Raw genomic sequence first — 14,718 nt, 5'->3', positions numbered from 1 at the left:
GCTCCATGAAAACGTTTTCATCCCCAATCTAGTGCTTGCCCCTTGGGTTGTCAAGGCCTTTGAAAATCTCAGGAGGTCCTTATGAAGATCGGCCGAAAATACGTAAATTGGGGTCGCTACGAGGATTTCCCAAGCCTCACGAGCGTAAAGGCCAACGTAACCCTCGGGAGCTGGGGCCAGGTGTCTTTGGGAACGGGGGCTTGGGTGGGCAAACAATAGCCCTCCACGCGGACCGTGAGGCGCGAGCCCACAAACGGCCAGGGGTGGAGGCGGAAGAGGTTGGGGCCGGCGGGGATGAGCTGGAGGGAGGCCGGGCCCTCTTTGAGCGGCACTTCGGGAATCTCCCACCGCGTTGGGGGGCGCAAAAGGTAAATCGCCAGCGCGTCCACTACCCGCAGGATGTGGCGGTTTACCTCGTCCTGGCCTGTGGCCAGGATTTGCCGGAAACGCGGCTCATGGACCAGTTGCTCCCGGAGCCGTTGCAGGTGCTGGCGAAGCTCGAGCACAAACTCTTGGTGCTGGTTTGGGGAGTAGGTTTCCGCCAGGTGCAGCACGTGGTGCCCCACCAGGTACTCCACGTAGCGACCCCGCTGGGCGGCGTGGGCGAGGCTTTCTCGCCAGAGCTTCTCCCGCTCTTCCCCCGAAGGCCACGTTTCAAACCCTTGCGGTCCTTGGGCTTCATCCCATTGCGGGTGCTGGTCCCAGTGGTCCCAGCCCGCATCGTGGAGCAGCGCCGCGGCCAGGACCTCGGCCCGGGGGGAGGGGCGTGGGGTGATGCGGTTACCCCAGTGTTCCGCCAGCTGGAAGGCCAAGAGAGCGTGGGCGGATTGGGTCACGAGAACCAAACCATCGGCAGTGGACCTCACGATCATTCGCTGGGCTCCTCCCTGCTTTTCAAACCCCACGGCGGCTGGGGTTGCGGCGCTCGGGTGGGCGTGCGCAGGGCAAGGGGACGTTGCGCCTGCGGGGCCACCAGGCCAACGACCAGGTCGGCCACGTTGGTGCCGGTGGGGCCGGTGATGATGGCTTCGGGAAGATCGGCGAAAAATCCCCAGCTGTTGTTTTCGGCAAGCGCTTTTTGGGCGCTTTTACCGCGCTTGGCGGCACGGGCCACGGTAAAGCCGTCCACCACCGCACCGGCTGCCGGGGAGGTGCCGTCAACACCGTCGCTGCCGGCGGCCAGCAGGCACCGGTGGCGGTGGCCGGAAAGCCCCACCGCGGCGGCTAGGGCCAGCTCCAGGTTGCGCCCGCCGCGCCCTTCCCCTGAAACGCGCACGGTGGTTTCACCCCCCGCCAGGATCGCCGTTCCCGGAGCTGCGTTCACAAGCAAGGCCGCCAGCACCCGGCCCACTTCCCGCGCTTCCCCCCGCAAGCGGCGCGTGAGGATCCGCGGCCGGAAGGCTTCGCTGGCCAAAGTGGCGGCCATGGCCTCCAGCGCCTCCCGGTTAGAACCCAAAAGCGCGGTGGCTTTGCCGTTCAGGCGCGGGTCCCCGGGCTTCGGGGTTTCGCTTTCCGGGCTTTGCAGCGTGTGGACCACCTGGGGGAAACGGGACTCCAGGCCAAAGCGCCGCAGGACGGCCAGAGCGTGGGCAGCGGTGGTGGGGTCCGGCACCGTGGGCCCTGAGCCCACAATGGCCAGGTCGTCCCCGGGCACGTCGGAAAGCACCAAGGCCAAAAGCGAAGCCGGGCAAAGTGCGGCCAGCCGACCCCCAAAGAGCATCCCCAGGTGCTTGCGCACGGTGTTGAGCTCGGCAATGGTGGCGCCGGCGGTCATGAGCTCCCAGAGCAAGGTGTCCACTGTGGTGGTTTCCAGGCCGGGAAGCGGCGCCATTAGCAGGGCGGAACTACCGCCGGAAAGCAACAGCAAAAGGCCGTCCTCGGCGGTAAGGGCGGCAACGGCAGCGGCTATTTCCCGGGCGTTGGCCAGGTTTTCTTGCGAGACCCGGGGGTGGCTTCCGTACTTTGCGTGCGGCGCCACCGAAGCGGGCACCGGGGCCTGGTGCGGCACGTAAACCCACAGAGCATCCGGGCGGCGCAAGCTGTGGGTGAGAAAGGCTTCCGCCAGGGTGCCGCCTGCCTTGCCCACCGCCAGCACCGCAAGCTTCCCCGGGGGTTCCAGCACGTGCTCCCCGAAACCCAAGCCCCGGGGGGTAAAGGTCAACTGCCGCATGAGGGTACGCGGGTGAACCGCCTCGAGACCCACGGCGAGAACCTCGCGGGCAAGCTGGGCCAGAGGGGTCACGGCTTTAAGTGGAGGAACTCCTCCATGTGCTGGGTGAGGATGGTGCGGGTTTGCGGGTCGGCCAAGCTCAAGCGGTACTCGTTGATGATCATGACCTGCATGCGCAGCCATTCCTGCCAGCATGGACCACACACCGATTGCTGCACCTTTTCCCCCAGGCTCCCGGGCATGGGAGGGGCAGGCATGGGCTCACTTACGGTTCCACAACGGCGACAGGTAATCGGCACGGCTCCCCCTTTCTCCGCGTAGAATAGCTGGGCATGGGCGGCTTGGTAAGGGGGCAAAAACCGAAAGCGGTGCTGGTGGACGTGGGTGGCACGCTTATTGAAGCAGTGCCGTCACCTCCGGAGGTGTACGCCGAAACGCTGTCCCGCTACGGCCCTGCGGTTTCCCCAGCGGAGGTAGCACCGGTTTTCACCGAGGTGTGGCAGGAGATGACCCAGGAGCACCCACTGGGCCTGGACCGCTACCACCTTTGGAAGGGTGGCGAGCGGGCGTGGTGGGGGGCTTTTCTGCGGCGGGTGCTGGAGCGTCTCCACCACCCCGCCCCTTGGCAGGAGGTTTTGGATGAGCTTTTTGCCACCTTCGCCCGCCCCGAGCGGTGGCGGGTTTACCCCGAAGCGTTCCCGGTGCTCAAGAAGCTAAAGGAAAATGGGGTCAAAGTCGGTGCGGTTTCCAACTGGGATTCCCGGCTGCCCCAGCTTTTGCATGGCCTGGGGCTTGCCCCGCTTCTGGACGTGGTGGTGGTTTCCGCTTTGGAAGGGGTGGAAAAGCCAAACCCGGAAATCTTCTGCCGGGCCCTGCAGCGGCTGGGTGTGAGCGCCGCGGAGGCCACCCACTGGGGCGATTCGCCTTTGGACGATTACCGGGGGGCGCAAGCCTGCGGGATCTTTCCGGTGCTCATCGATCGTCACGGTTTGTTCTTTGACTCCTACGTCCGCGCCAGCCACCTGGGGGAGGCCTATGAGCTCGTTTTCGGTTAAAGCCGTGATTCTGGCGGGGGGCTCCGGCACCCGCTTTTGGCCCTTTTCCCGCAGCTCGTTGCCAAAGCAGCTGCTCCCCCTGGTGGAGGGCCGCTCGCTGTTGCGCATGACCGTGGATCGCGTGCTGCCCCTTTGCGGCCGGGAAGGGGTGACGGTGGTTACCGGTAAGGGCATTGCCGAGGCGGTAAGGCAGGAGCTTCCCGAGCTTTCCCCGGAGCAGTTTCTGATAGAGCCCTGCGGGCGAGACACCGCTGCCGCGGTAGCGTGGGCTGCCTGGCGGGAGCTGGCAGCAGGGGGAAACCCCGTGCTTTGGGTCTTGCCCGCCGATCACTGGGTTGGCGATGGGGAAGCTTTTCGTCGTGTTCTCAGCGCTGCCGCGGAGCTGGCGGTGGAATCCGGCGGCTTGGTGACGGTGGGCATCCTCCCCACCCGACCGGAAACCGGCTACGGCTACCTGGAGCTGGCCGAAGAGACGGGCGAAAGAAACGGCGTTCGGTGCTTTCGCGTGCGGCGTTTTGTGGAAAAGCCGGACTTGGAAAAGGCCATGGCCTTCCTTGCTGCCGGTTGCTACCGCTGGAACGCCGGGATCTTTGCCTTTACCGCGCAGGCTCTGGCGGAGGCTGTGCGGAAGCACCTGCCGGAGCTGGCCCGGGGCCTGGACGCCATGCTGGCCGATAGCCGCCACCGGGGTGAGACCGGGGCTGTCTCCCAGCATTACCCGTCTTTGCCGCGGATTTCCATTGATTACGGGGTCATGGAAAAGGCCGACAACCTGTGGGCGGTGGACGGTGCCTTCCCCTGGCACGATGTGGGTTCCTTTGCCAGCTTTGCCGAGATCCTGCCCAGGGGTGAAGCGGGGGTGAGTTTGGGTCCGGTGGTGGCCATGGAAACCCACGACTGCGTGGTGCTTTCCCGGGGGCCGCTGGTGGCCACCCTGGGGGTTCGGGGCCTGGTGGTGGTGGCCACCGAAGATGCGGTGCTGGTGACCACTGTGGAAAACGCGCAAAAGGTCAAGGCGCTGGTGGCGGAGCTGGAGAAGCGGGGTCTAAGCCATTTGCTTTAAGGCTTCAGCAGTTGTTCACCACCAGGTAAAAGTCCTCGGCGGGGGCAAGGTCAACCACCTTGCGCACCACCACTTCCCCCTGGTAATTCACCGCTTCGATCACGTGACGTCCGTAGCCAATGTCGCTAAAGGCGCGGTCGGAGCCGGCTTCCACCGAGAGGACTTCCTGGCCATCGACGAAAACCGTGACGTCGCAGGGGCTCTCGTTAACCACGATAAGGTCGCTCTTGTCGTCCAGGATGTCGGAGCCGCAACCGACAAGCAAAACCATGACCGCCGCCAGGAGCCCCCGTTTCATGCTAGCCACTAGAGTACTGCAGTTCGCCCACCGCGGCAACGGCCTTTACCGCGCAAGGCATTCGTGGTAAAAGGTGTTGTGCGCGGAAGCGCCGGGGGTGTGCAATGACGCGAAAAACCCTTGGTTTGTTGGTGGCGGGGTCGCTGTTTCTCTGGGGTTGTGAAAAAAAGCTCATGGTTGGCGTGGTTTTGCCGGAAACCGGACCGGCGGCTGTGTACGGGGCGTCCATCAAAACCGGGGTCAAGCTGGCCTTTGACGAAGCAAAGGCCACGCAAAAGCTGCCCCCGGGCCTGGTGGTGGAGTACCGGGATTCCGGTTCCGACCCGGCCAAAGCCGCAGCTTTGGCCGATGCCCTGTACAAGGCCGGGGCCTTGGCCATTGTGGGCGGGGTCACCACCTCGGAAGCCCAGGCCATGATCCCCATTGCCGACAAGCGGGAAAGGGTCCTTATCTCGCCCTCCGCTTCTGCACCGCAGCTGGCGCGCATGAGCGTGTACTTCTTCCGCGTTTACCCCTCGGACGACCTGGAAGGGGCCAAGGCCGCGGCTCTCATCACCACCACGCTGTCCAAGAGAAAGGTGCTCGTGGTGCAGGAGGACAACCCCTACACCCGGGGGCTTTTGCCGGTTTTCCTGGGACAGCTGAACTCGGCCCGCGGCACGGTGGTGGGGACGGTGGTGGTGGGTGAGGCAGGTTGGGAGCAAAAGCTGCGCGACAGCTTGACCGCCCTGCAACCGGAGGTGGTGTACATCTGCGGCTACGGCGACGCCATCCTCAACGCCGTTTCGGTGATCCGCGGTGCCGGTTTTGCCGGCAACATCGTCACCACATCGGCGATCAACACCGCTACCCTCTTGCAAAAGGGCGGAAAGCTCCTGGAGGGGGTCTATTTCCCCTTGGCTGGCTTGGACCTGGCCACCACCCAGGAACCCACCCACACCTTTGTGAAGCGCTACCACGAGGTGTACAACTTGCTGCCCGATACCTACGCCGCGCATGGGTACGATGCGGCGCTGGCGCTCATTTACGCTTTGGAAGGACAGCCTCCGCGCTCCGGGCGGGATATCCAGCTGCGCTTGAAGGGGCTGGGGGAGCGTCGGGGTGTGACGGGTCCCCTGGCCTTTGACGATTACGGCAACATCAAGCACTTCCCCCACAGCTACTGGGTCCGTGATGGCAAGGCCGAGGACTACGACCAGTACTTGGAGCAAAAGGAAGCTGAGCTTCGCCGGAAGCTCTTGGAACTGGCCACAGGTGGGGGCCAGTAGCCGGTGACGGCGGCGGTACGCCAGCTTATTGCCTCGCTTTACAAAAAACGGGCCCTGGTTTGGGTGTTGGTGGGGCGGGAGCTGAAAGCCCGCTACCGCGGGACGGTGGTTGGCTACTTCTGGTCCTTGCTCAACCCGTTGCTGTTGCTTTCCGTGTACACGGTGGTCTTTACCTTCGTGATCCCGGCGCGGGTGGCCAGCGCCGCACCCTACCCGCTCTTCCTGTTTGCCGGGCTTTTACCCTGGGTGTTCTTCACCGGGGCGCTTTTGGATGCCGCGGTGGTGCTGCCGGATAACGGGCCGCTTTTGAAGAAGGTCATGGTGGAACCTGAGGTTTTCCCGGCGGTGACCGTGCTCTCCCACGCTGTGCACCACCTTTTGGCGCTGCCGGTGCTGCTGGTGGGGGTGGTGCTGGCCAGCCTCATCCTGGGACATGCCTTCCCCTGGACGCTTTTCCTGCTGCCGGTGGTGGTGCTTCTGTGGCTCACCACGATTTTCGGCTTGGCCATGGGGGTGGCGGCTTTGGCCGTGCACTTCCGGGACCTCAAGGACCTCCTCCACAACATCTTTACCCTGTGGTTTTTCCTCACGCCCATCATTTACACCGCGGACGTGGTGCCGGCGGGGGTGCTGCGGCGGCTGGTTCTGGCCAACCCCATGACGCCGCTGGTCACCGCCTACCGGCTGCTGGCGGTGGAAGGCCAGCTCCCCACGGTGGCCACCTGGGGGTGGTGCGTGCTTGTGGCGTTGGTTTCGCTGCTTTTGGGTTGTTGGGTGTTTGGCCGGTTGCGGGAAGGCCTGGCGGAGGCGGTATGAGCCGCGAGGCCCGGGTGGTGGTGGACGGCGTCAGCAAGACCTACAGCCTGAGCTCCACCCGCGGCAAGCTGCATTCGCTCAAAGGCGCTTTGCTGCACGGCCAGGTCTGGCGAAAGCTTGCGGAGCAGGAAGGGTTTGAAGCGCTTAAAAACGTAAGCTTCACCCTGGAGCCCGGGGAGACCCTGGCGGTCATTGGGCCCAACGGCTCCGGAAAGTCCACGCTGTTGAAGCTGGTGGCCGGCATCCTCCGTCCCACCCGGGGCACGGTCACGGTGCGGGGAAGGCTCACGGCGCTCATCGAGCTGGGTGCCGGCTTCCATCCGGAAATCTCTGGACGCGACAATGCCATCATCAACGGCATGCTTTTGGGGCTTTCCCGCAAAGAAATCGAGGCCAAGCTGCCGGAGATTTTGGCCTTTGCCGGTCTTGAGGAGTTTGCCCACGAGCCGGTGAAGACCTACTCCTCGGGGATGTTCGTGCGCTTGGGGTTTGCGGTGGCCACCGCGGTGGAGCCGGACATCCTGGTGGTGGACGAGGTTTTGGCGGTGGGCGATGAGCTTTTCGCCCATCGTGCTTTGGATCGGGTGGCGGAGTTGCAGCGCCGGGGTTGCGCGGTGCTGCTGGTGACCCACGACCTGGCCCTGGCGGGAAAGCTGGCCCATCGGGGCTTGTACCTCAACCGCGGGGAGGTGGTTTTCTTGGGCCCGGCAGCGGCGGCGGTGGCCCGCTACCGCTCCGATGTGGCCAGCACGGAAGCCGGGGAAGCCGTTTCCCAGGAAAAGGGCAAACGTTGGGGCAACCGCGACGTGGAGCTCACGGCGGTGGAACTGGTGGATCGCGAAGGCCGGCCGCTCAAGATGGTGCGCAGCGGTGAGCCGGCAGCCATTCGCCTGAGCTACAAAGTCCACGTGCCCAAGGAAGACTTCGTGTTTGGCATTGCCATTCACCGGGAGGACGGCACCCACGTTTTCGGCACCAACACCCATTTGGACGGCCTCACGCCGGAAGCCCTGGCAGGCCAGGGCAGCATCAGCATCGTGTTTCCCTCCTTGCAGTTGGCCCCGGGACGTTACCGGGTGGATGCGGCGGTGCACAGCGTGGCCGGACTGGCTTACGACTACGTCTGCGAGGTCTTGGATTTTCTGGTTACGGCGCCGGTGCCGTGGCCGGGGTGTTACGCGCCCGAGCACCGGTGGCTGCCCGCCGGTCCGCGCTTCGCCAATAAAACCACGTAAGGCCGAAAAACAAAGGCCCCAAAGCCCCCAAGACGTAAGGGCTTGTCTCCAGCCGAAGCTCCACCCGGTGGTTCCCGGCGGGGACAGCTATGGCCAGGCGCGCGAAGTTGGCCGGGACCACCGGTACGGGTTGGCCATCCACGAATGCCTTCCAGCGGGAAAGGTAGTTTTGCTGCACTACCAGCCAGGTGCGTTGGTGGGCTTGCACGCGGAAACGGCGGTGATGGGGGGATCCTGGTTCCTCGCTTACCTGACCACCGGCAGTGCTTAGGGGTGTGGCAATCCCTGCCAACGTCACATCGGCACCGGGGACGAAGCTTTCGGCGGTGAGCCAAGCCACCGCTTGCTCCAGGTTTTCGGCGGGGAAAAGCCGTTGGGCCAGGAAAACCTCGGGGGCAAAGCGAGGCGCCGGGCAAACCGCCACTCCCCCCGCTTTTTGGCAAGAAATTTCGGGGATCTCTTCATTGAAGACTGCCGCCTGGGCACCCAGCGCGGCGGCCAGGCGGAGCTTTTTCTCCGGGAGCATCTTCTCGGCGTACGCCGCCAAGACCTCCCCTCGGATGGGCTCCAAGCCGTCGGGACCCCGGGCCAAAACGTAGGAAAGCCCGTAAGCCATGCCGTAGTCGGGGAGCAAGGCGTCGCGGAAGGCCAAGGTGCGGGCGCGAGGGGAAGAAGCAGAGCCCGGCGCTTGGGCCCAGGAAACGAAGGCGGCCCCCTGGGGAAGGGCCTTTACGGCTGCAGGCGGCTCGGCCCAGAGCTTGGTGGGGCTTACCACGTGAGTTGTAAAGAAAAGCGGCCACTGTGCCGCAAGAAAGGCAAAAACCGCCAGCGCGGTGGGGCGGGAAACCGCCAGCGCCAGCAAGGGCAATGCGTTGGTGAGCCCATCGAGGAGCAGGCTTTGGCGAAGCACATCGGCGGGAGTTTGTTGCAGCAAAGATGCAGAGGCCGGGTAAAGCACAGACAGCGCGCTCCGAGAGGCTTCGGGGAAAAAGCCCGGGATCAGCAAAACAAGGGCAGCTCCCAGCAGAGCCCATGGGCGGCCATGGGTGTTTTTTCGTTGCTCGAAGCCGAAGGCCACCAACGGGGTGGCGGCAAGCCACGAAAGCTGCAATCCCTTAATGGCGAAGCGGGCCAGCTGGCCCCCCGGCAGGCGGATGAGAAAAGCCCGCACCGGCTCCCAGGCCGGGAGGAGCGCCACAATCACACCGAAAACCAGCACCCAAAGCCAAAACCGCTGCCCTTTTCCACGGCGGATTCCGGCCCAAACCAGAGCAGCGGTTCCAGCACCCACGAAGAGGAGGGGGTAGTAGCGTTGCCAGGGGAAGGAAGGGGCGGCCCAAAAACCGGACGTGGCATCACCCAGAGGTTCTCCCAAAAGGCGGGGGAAGAAAAGCTCCACAAAACGCCGGGGAGCCAAACAGTCGGCGGCTAAAGCCTCGGGGCTTACCCCCAGGGATCCCCGCACGGTTTCCGAGAAAACCGCCAGAAGCGGCAGCAGAACCGGCAGGGCCACCAGGAGGAAACCCAAAAGCAGCAGTAAGACTGCCTTAAAGGACCGCCGCTGGGTCAGCATCAGCGCCCCGGCAAGCCCGAAACCCAAGGCGGCGGTGACCGGTTCTCCGGCCAGAAAACTGACCCCCAAAAGCCCTCCCGCACCCAGGGCTTGCAGGTTTTGCTGTTTTTTCTCCGCAAGCAAAAGGCCCAAAGCCCAGGGGAGCCAGGAAAAGGACGCCAGGGCGTTGGGGAAGGTGGTGAGCGAAAACGCTATACCGCCGGTGCCCACGATGAACGCCGAAGCCCAGGCCGCTTCCCCCTCGGTGCCGGTCTTCCTGGCCAGGTACGCCAGACCCGCCAAAAGCCAAAGGTGATGGGCCGCCAAGAACACCACCATGGCCTGGGAAGCAGGGAGCAAAAGGAACAAAAGCGTCCCCGGGTAGGCTGCCTGGGTGTTGGGGTCGGCCCAGAGGGGTCTGCCCCCATTGGCCTTGGGGTTCCAGAGGGGAAACCAGCCGTTTTTGACCTGCCGGGCCCACTCCGCCCGCCAGGGGAGGTGGGTGGCCCCCAGGTCGCGGGTGACCAGGGTGCGACCGGAAAGGAGCAGGGAAAGCCAAACCCCGGCGCACAGGACAAACGCCCATCGCCAGCTTCGCACCTGCCCAGTGTAACGGTCCTTCAAGCCGCCGACTCACCCCGGGGAGCAGGAGCCATGGGTTTTCCGCAAACCAAACCGGAAGCCAACAGGGCCGGAACCGGCACCGCTAAAACCCGCTGTAGGGAGTTGGCCAGCCACCAGGGAAGGGGGTGGGGTCCGGCTACGTAGACCAGCGCCAGCCCGAGGAAAAACCAAAAGCTCGCCTTCGCCAACGGCGTATGCCCCCAGCTTGCAAAAACCGCCAAACCAAAGGCCAGCACAGCAAGGCAAGCTTCAGGCCCGGCTTGGAGCAAGGCGGAAGGCAGCTGCAGAACCCTAGGAACCAACCGTTCCCAAGCGAGCTCCGCAACACCCCTGCCCGGAACGGTGCGGCTGGCCCACAAAGACCAGCCAAGAGCAGGCAGCAAGGCGAGCAAAAAGGCCAGGCGCTGGGATTTCTCCCACCGTCGCCAGCCAGCAGCTCCCAAGCATGCCAGCCACAGCAGTCCTTCCCCTTTGGCCAGACCCAGGAGGCTGAAAAGCACCCAAAGGGCAAGCGTCGAAGGGCCGAGTTCCGATGCCGTGGCCACCACCGCGCTGGCCAACAGAAGCGCCAAAAGGGGCTCGGCGTAACCCGAAAAAAAGGGGCGAAAGAGCACCGGCGCCAGAAGCCCCAAAGCCCATGCCAGCCAGCGCTGCCACAGCTGCCCGCGGAAGGCCAAGCTCCAGCCAGCACCGGCCAGCCCCACCCGTAAAAGCGCAGTCCAGATGCCCGCTGCCTCCTCAGCGCTATTCCCCAGGTGCATACCAAAGGCCAGCAGGGTGGGCCAAAGGGGAGGGTAGTGGGGGTTGGCAAAGGCCACCTCGGGGTTGGCAAGCCAGACGCCATCGATGCCGCCGAAGGCGGCGAAGACCTTGGCCTTTAAGCCCCACTGGTAACGGAAGTCCCAACCCCATGCCGGCAGTTGAGAAAACACAGCTAGAGCCAAAACCGCGGCAACGGCGTGCCCCGGTCTTGATCGCAGCGCCCGGCCCAAGGTACCTGCCCGCGAAATAGTAAGCGTCAACCCAACGAGGAGGGGAAGGACCGCCAGCCACGGCTTCCAACGAACACCGATCAGGGCCAAAAGCAGAAACCACCCTCCGCAGGATGCCACGGCACCCACCACGGCTTGCCAGAGGGTCGGTTTGCCTTTTTCGGCCAGCGCAGCCCACCCCCACCCAGAAAGCAGCAAGAGCCCGGCCAGGATCATGGGCTTTTCTCCCCCCGCCCCAGGGTCCACCCACCCTCCTGCCAAACGGCGTGCCCCGGTGAAACCGTCCCGGGAGCTGCCAGGAACCAAAAAGACTTGGGGCCATGCTCGGCGGCCAGCGTCCACCGCACCTGCGGGAACTGCCAGTAAAGCTCCATAAGCACCCACTGTTTTTGTTTCGGATCGAAATGCGGCGGAAGCACTACCGCCACAGCTTCTCCGGCGGGCAAGGGTGCTTTCGAAAGCGGCGCCAAGTTACCAAGCCACACCGGTTTCTGCGGGCCTTTGAGCCACCCCGAAAGCTCCCCCAGGCCCACCGCCAGTAAAGCGACCGCGAGTCCTGTCGCCAGTCGGTTGCGGAAAATCACGGCTACCATCGTACCCTGGCGCAGGGAGGGCGTGAGCACGCTGTGGGCTAGCGGTTTGCCGGGCTCGCCACCTGGAACTGCTCCTGTGGCCACAGGCCCCAGCGGTGCAAGGTAAACTTGAGGCAGAGCTTGAGGATGGCAAGACCGTACCCCACCGAAGGCCAAAAGCCGATTTGCGAGGCCTCGGGAAAGTAGCGGGTGGCAATGGGGATTTCCTCAATGTGCATGCCGGCCAGGGCCCCCTGGGCAATGATCTCCGAGTCAAAAACCCACCCGTCGGAGTTTTTTTCCAGGGGCACCGCCTCCAGGTAACGCCGGCTATAAGCCCTGAGCCCCGAGTGGTACTCGGTGAGGGAAAGGCCGAAGAAAAGGTTTTCGATGCGGGTGAGGAGCAGGTTACCCAGGTACTTCCACCACGGCATGCCCCCTTCCTTCGCCTTTCCCCCTAAGATGCGGCTGCCGAAAACCGCGTCGCACCGGCCTTCCCGAAGGGGCGCCACCAGCTGGGGGATGACCTTCGGGTCGTACTGGTGGTCGGGGTGCACCATCACCACGATGTCGGCGCCCCGAGCCAGAGCATGGCGGTAGCAGGTCTTCTGGTTGCCCCCGTAGCCGCGGTTTTCCGGGTGCACGACGACTTCCAGCCCTAGCTTATGGGCGAGGCTCACGGTTTCGTCGGTGGAGGCGTCGTCCACCAGAATGACCTCGTCCACCACGTCCCGCGGGATGTCGGCCACGCACGCCTCCAGGGTGCGGGCGGCGTTGTACGCAGGCATGACCACCGTGACCTTCATGAGGGCCTCCGGGCTTCGACGGCCAGCTGGTAAGCCCAGAGGGTAGGCCAAAGCTGCGCTGCCAGCGCCAGGCATTCGAAAAACCCCCGCAGGGGCCAGCGGGCGCTGGGCGGGAAGACCAGCGGTAGAGGTGGCGGCAGGCCGTGAACCCGCTGCACCTTCAGCCCTGCCTCCCGGAGAAGTCGCAGCAGGGAAGCCTTGGTAAAAAACCGCAGGTGGGTGCGGTCCAGGATGCCGCGGTCGCGGTATTCGAAGACCCCGAAAAGCAGCGACACGCGGCAGCCTACAAAAGCTACGTTGGGCACGGTGATCAAGAGCTTACCCTCCGGCCGCAGAGAGGAAACCAAGTGCTTAAGGACCACCAGCGGCTCCCGCAGGTGCTCCAGCACATCGCCGCAGAGGATCACGTCAAAGGGAGCCCCCGGCAGGGGCGGCAGGGTCTCCAGGTCAGCTACCAGAAGCTCGCGGTAAAAGGCGGCAGCGTGCTGAGCTTGGATGGGGTCCTTTTCGATGCCGAACAGCTCATGCCCCTGGGAGGCAAGCTGCCGGCCCAGAAAACCGTTCCAGGTCCCCACGTCCAATACCCTCGACGGTGGCCTGCCCACCCGTTCCACCAGCCAGCGGTGGGAGGAGTGGGGGAAGTCCTTGAACACGTAACCTGCTGACGTCATCGGCCCCGCCCGAAACTATACACTGAAGTGGTGGAGACGAAGTTTCAGCGATTCGGGTGGCTTCCTTCCGCGGTGGGGTTTGCCGCCATCCTTTGGGTTTTGCCCTTTTGGCCCGCCTTTGTGAGCCCCAACGAATGGCCCCGGGTGTACCAAGGCCTAGCTGTGGTGCATCGGGGCTCGCTGGCGGTGAACGAAGAGGTGGGCGAGTGGGGCGCCTGCGAAGACCTCAGCTCAGCGGAAGGCAAGCTTTACCCTAACAAAGCCCCCGGGCTTTTGCCGCTGTTGCTGCCCGCGGCGGGTTTGGCCCACGTGGTGGCCCACGGGCCCGGCGAGCTGCGGCTGGCCTACCTTGTGGGGCGGATTCTGGCTTCTGGCCTCCCCTGGCTTTTCGCTTCGTTGCTTTTGGCCCGGGAGCTGGGCCGTCGCTGGGGTGAGGCGGGGACGCTGGTGGCTGGAACTTTGGTGCTGGCCACGCCCTGGCTTCCAGCTGGTGCCCTTCTTTTTTCTCACGCTCTGGCGGGAGCTTGCCTTTTGGCCGGCTTGGTGCTGCTTTCGCAACACAAATCGCTGCTTTTCGCTGGCCTGCTTTTGGGTTGGGCGGCGGTGAGCGAGTACCCCACGGCTTTGGTGGGGCTTTTTTGGCTCGTCATTAGCAGTTGGCGCGGGCGATGGAGGGTGTGGCCGGCGTGGCTAGGCTTTGCTGTGCCTTTGGCTTTGCTGGCCGTTTATAACTGGGTTTGCTTCGGCAGCCCCTTTGTGCTTTCCTCAGCCCGAGAGCTTTACCCGCAGTTTTCCGCCTTAAGCCAGCAGGGGTTTTTCGGCATTGGCTGGCCTCGGCTTTCAAACTTTTGGCTTTTGCTCTTTTCCCCGCAGCGGGGCATGCTCTTTTGGGCTCCCTTTTTGCTTTTGGGGCTTTTACCGCGAAAGGAGCCGCTTTGCCTGGAGGCTTGGGTAGGGGCTTTGGCGCTTTTGGTGCTCCTGTCCGGCTATCCCAACGCCCACGGTGGCTGGTTTCCGGGCCCCCGCTACCTCATCTCGGTTTTCCCGCTGTTGGCGGTGGGAGCAGCGGGAGCTCTCGCTTTCCGTTGGCACCTCCCGTGGGTGCGGGGGGTGGCACTGGTGGCGTTTTTCCTGGGCTTGCCAGCGGCCTGGCTGCCGCTTTTCACGTTCCCCTTTTCCCCTCCGGAGTTTCCCCTGGCTCCGGTGACCTTCCACTGGCCCCTGTTGCAGGCTGGAACCTTCATGCCTACCCTGGCTTCCGGAGGCTTTGGTTTGTGGCTTTTGGTTTTGTTGGTGACGGTGGCGGCGGCTTGGCTGGTGTTTTTCCCATCGGGGACGAGGCTTGTGCCGGCTCTCGCTCTCACGGTATCGGCCGCCTTGTGGTTTTCCGCCGGCTCCTGGAGCCCAGCCCTTTCTTTCCGCCAAAAACTGGAGCTTGCTGTGGTCCACGACCTTTACACCGGCACGCCGGGGGAAAGCTGGCTCGTTCGCCTGCAGCGGGAGGCCCGGAGCGACCAGGAGCAGCGCTTGCTTTACCGTTTTCTTCACCAACCTCCCCCACCGGGGAAGGAGTAACGCTCGCTGGTTTTTCCGGAC

The 14,718-nt window shown here is 64.2% G+C and carries 15 protein-coding genes; 6 read left to right on the top strand and 9 right to left on the bottom strand.

What is annotated here, in order from left to right; genetic code table 11:
* Positions 1–116: 116 nt before the first annotated feature.
* The 3 genes from EG19_RS05075 to EG19_RS05065 are packed head-to-tail and all read right to left on the bottom strand — an operon-like array spanning position 117 to position 2,469.
* Positions 117–872, bottom strand: a complete 756-nt coding sequence (locus tag EG19_RS05075; protein ID WP_038048215.1) for a DUF3891 family protein — start codon at positions 870–872, stop codon at positions 117–119.
* Positions 869–2,242 (bottom strand): glycerate kinase type-2 family protein, encoded by a 1,374-nt coding sequence (locus EG19_RS05070; protein WP_053334918.1) that lies wholly within the window; start codon positions 2,240–2,242, stop codon positions 869–871. Before EG19_RS05070 ends, EG19_RS05075 begins: the two co-directional genes overlap by 4 nt.
* Positions 2,239–2,469 (bottom strand): oxidative damage protection protein, encoded by a 231-nt coding sequence (locus EG19_RS05065; RefSeq protein WP_038048213.1) that lies wholly within the window; start codon positions 2,467–2,469, stop codon positions 2,239–2,241. Before EG19_RS05065 ends, EG19_RS05070 begins: the two co-directional genes overlap by 4 nt.
* Positions 2,470–2,502: 33 nt before the next feature.
* Here EG19_RS05065 and EG19_RS12460 point away from each other — a divergent pair, with 33 nt between their 5' ends.
* On the top strand, positions 2,503–3,225 hold the full coding sequence (locus EG19_RS12460) for an HAD-IA family hydrolase (protein ID WP_053334916.1): 723 nt from the start codon (positions 2,503–2,505) through the stop codon (positions 3,223–3,225).
* Entirely contained in the window at positions 3,206–4,288 is a 1,083-nt protein-coding gene (locus tag EG19_RS05055) for a mannose-1-phosphate guanylyltransferase (RefSeq protein ID WP_038048211.1), read from the top strand. Before EG19_RS12460 ends, EG19_RS05055 begins: the two co-directional genes overlap by 20 nt.
* Before the next feature lie 4 nt (positions 4,289–4,292).
* Here the strand turns inward: EG19_RS05055 and EG19_RS05050 are convergent, their stop codons facing one another.
* Complete coding sequence (locus EG19_RS05050; protein WP_038048209.1) at positions 4,293–4,586, bottom strand: hypothetical protein; 294 nt, start codon at positions 4,584–4,586, stop codon at positions 4,293–4,295.
* Between the two features lie 104 nt (positions 4,587–4,690).
* On the opposite strand from EG19_RS05050, the gene EG19_RS05045 reads away from it, so the two are divergent.
* From EG19_RS05045 to EG19_RS05035, 3 genes are read left to right on the top strand one after another with little or no spacing between them, the layout of a single operon-like run.
* Positions 4,691–5,854, top strand: coding sequence for an ABC transporter substrate-binding protein (locus EG19_RS05045; RefSeq protein ID WP_038048207.1), 1,164 nt, complete (start codon positions 4,691–4,693; stop codon positions 5,852–5,854).
* Between the two features lie 3 nt (positions 5,855–5,857).
* Complete coding sequence (locus tag EG19_RS05040) at positions 5,858–6,670, top strand: ABC transporter permease (RefSeq protein ID WP_038048205.1); 813 nt, start codon at positions 5,858–5,860, stop codon at positions 6,668–6,670.
* Positions 6,667–7,905, top strand: a complete 1,239-nt coding sequence (locus tag EG19_RS05035) for an ABC transporter ATP-binding protein (protein ID WP_053334915.1) — start codon at positions 6,667–6,669, stop codon at positions 7,903–7,905. Before EG19_RS05040 ends, EG19_RS05035 begins: the two co-directional genes overlap by 4 nt.
* On the opposite strand, the gene EG19_RS05030 is transcribed toward EG19_RS05035, so the two are convergent.
* The 5 genes from EG19_RS05030 to EG19_RS05010 are packed head-to-tail and all read right to left on the bottom strand — an operon-like array spanning position 7,817 to position 13,122.
* On the bottom strand, positions 7,817–10,057 hold the full coding sequence (locus EG19_RS05030) for a hypothetical protein (protein ID WP_152543925.1): 2,241 nt from the start codon (positions 10,055–10,057) through the stop codon (positions 7,817–7,819). The genes EG19_RS05035 and EG19_RS05030 overlap by 89 nt on opposite strands.
* A 20-nt stretch (positions 10,058–10,077) precedes the next feature.
* Complete coding sequence (locus EG19_RS05025; RefSeq protein WP_038048201.1) at positions 10,078–11,319, bottom strand: hypothetical protein; 1,242 nt, start codon at positions 11,317–11,319, stop codon at positions 10,078–10,080.
* Entirely contained in the window at positions 11,286–11,657 is a 372-nt protein-coding gene (locus EG19_RS05020) for a hypothetical protein (protein WP_152543924.1), read from the bottom strand. The genes EG19_RS05025 and EG19_RS05020 overlap by 34 nt, the downstream gene beginning before the upstream one ends.
* Before the next feature lie 47 nt (positions 11,658–11,704).
* Complete coding sequence (locus EG19_RS05015) at positions 11,705–12,451, bottom strand: glycosyltransferase family 2 protein (RefSeq protein WP_038048197.1); 747 nt, start codon at positions 12,449–12,451, stop codon at positions 11,705–11,707.
* Positions 12,448–13,122, bottom strand: a complete 675-nt coding sequence (locus EG19_RS05010; protein ID WP_081799932.1) for a class I SAM-dependent methyltransferase — start codon at positions 13,120–13,122, stop codon at positions 12,448–12,450. The genes EG19_RS05015 and EG19_RS05010 overlap by 4 nt, the downstream gene beginning before the upstream one ends.
* Positions 13,123–13,152: 30 nt before the next feature.
* Between EG19_RS05010 and EG19_RS05005 the strand changes: the two genes are divergently transcribed.
* On the top strand, positions 13,153–14,697 hold the full coding sequence (locus EG19_RS05005) for a hypothetical protein (protein WP_152543923.1): 1,545 nt from the start codon (positions 13,153–13,155) through the stop codon (positions 14,695–14,697).
* Positions 14,698–14,718: the final 21 nt, after the last annotated feature.

The sequence above is a fragment of the Thermoanaerobaculum aquaticum genome (genome assembly GCF_000687145.1).
GTDB classification, from domain to species: domain Bacteria; phylum Acidobacteriota; class Thermoanaerobaculia; order Thermoanaerobaculales; family Thermoanaerobaculaceae; genus Thermoanaerobaculum; species Thermoanaerobaculum aquaticum.
This window is presented reverse-complemented; position numbering and strand designations above follow the sequence as displayed.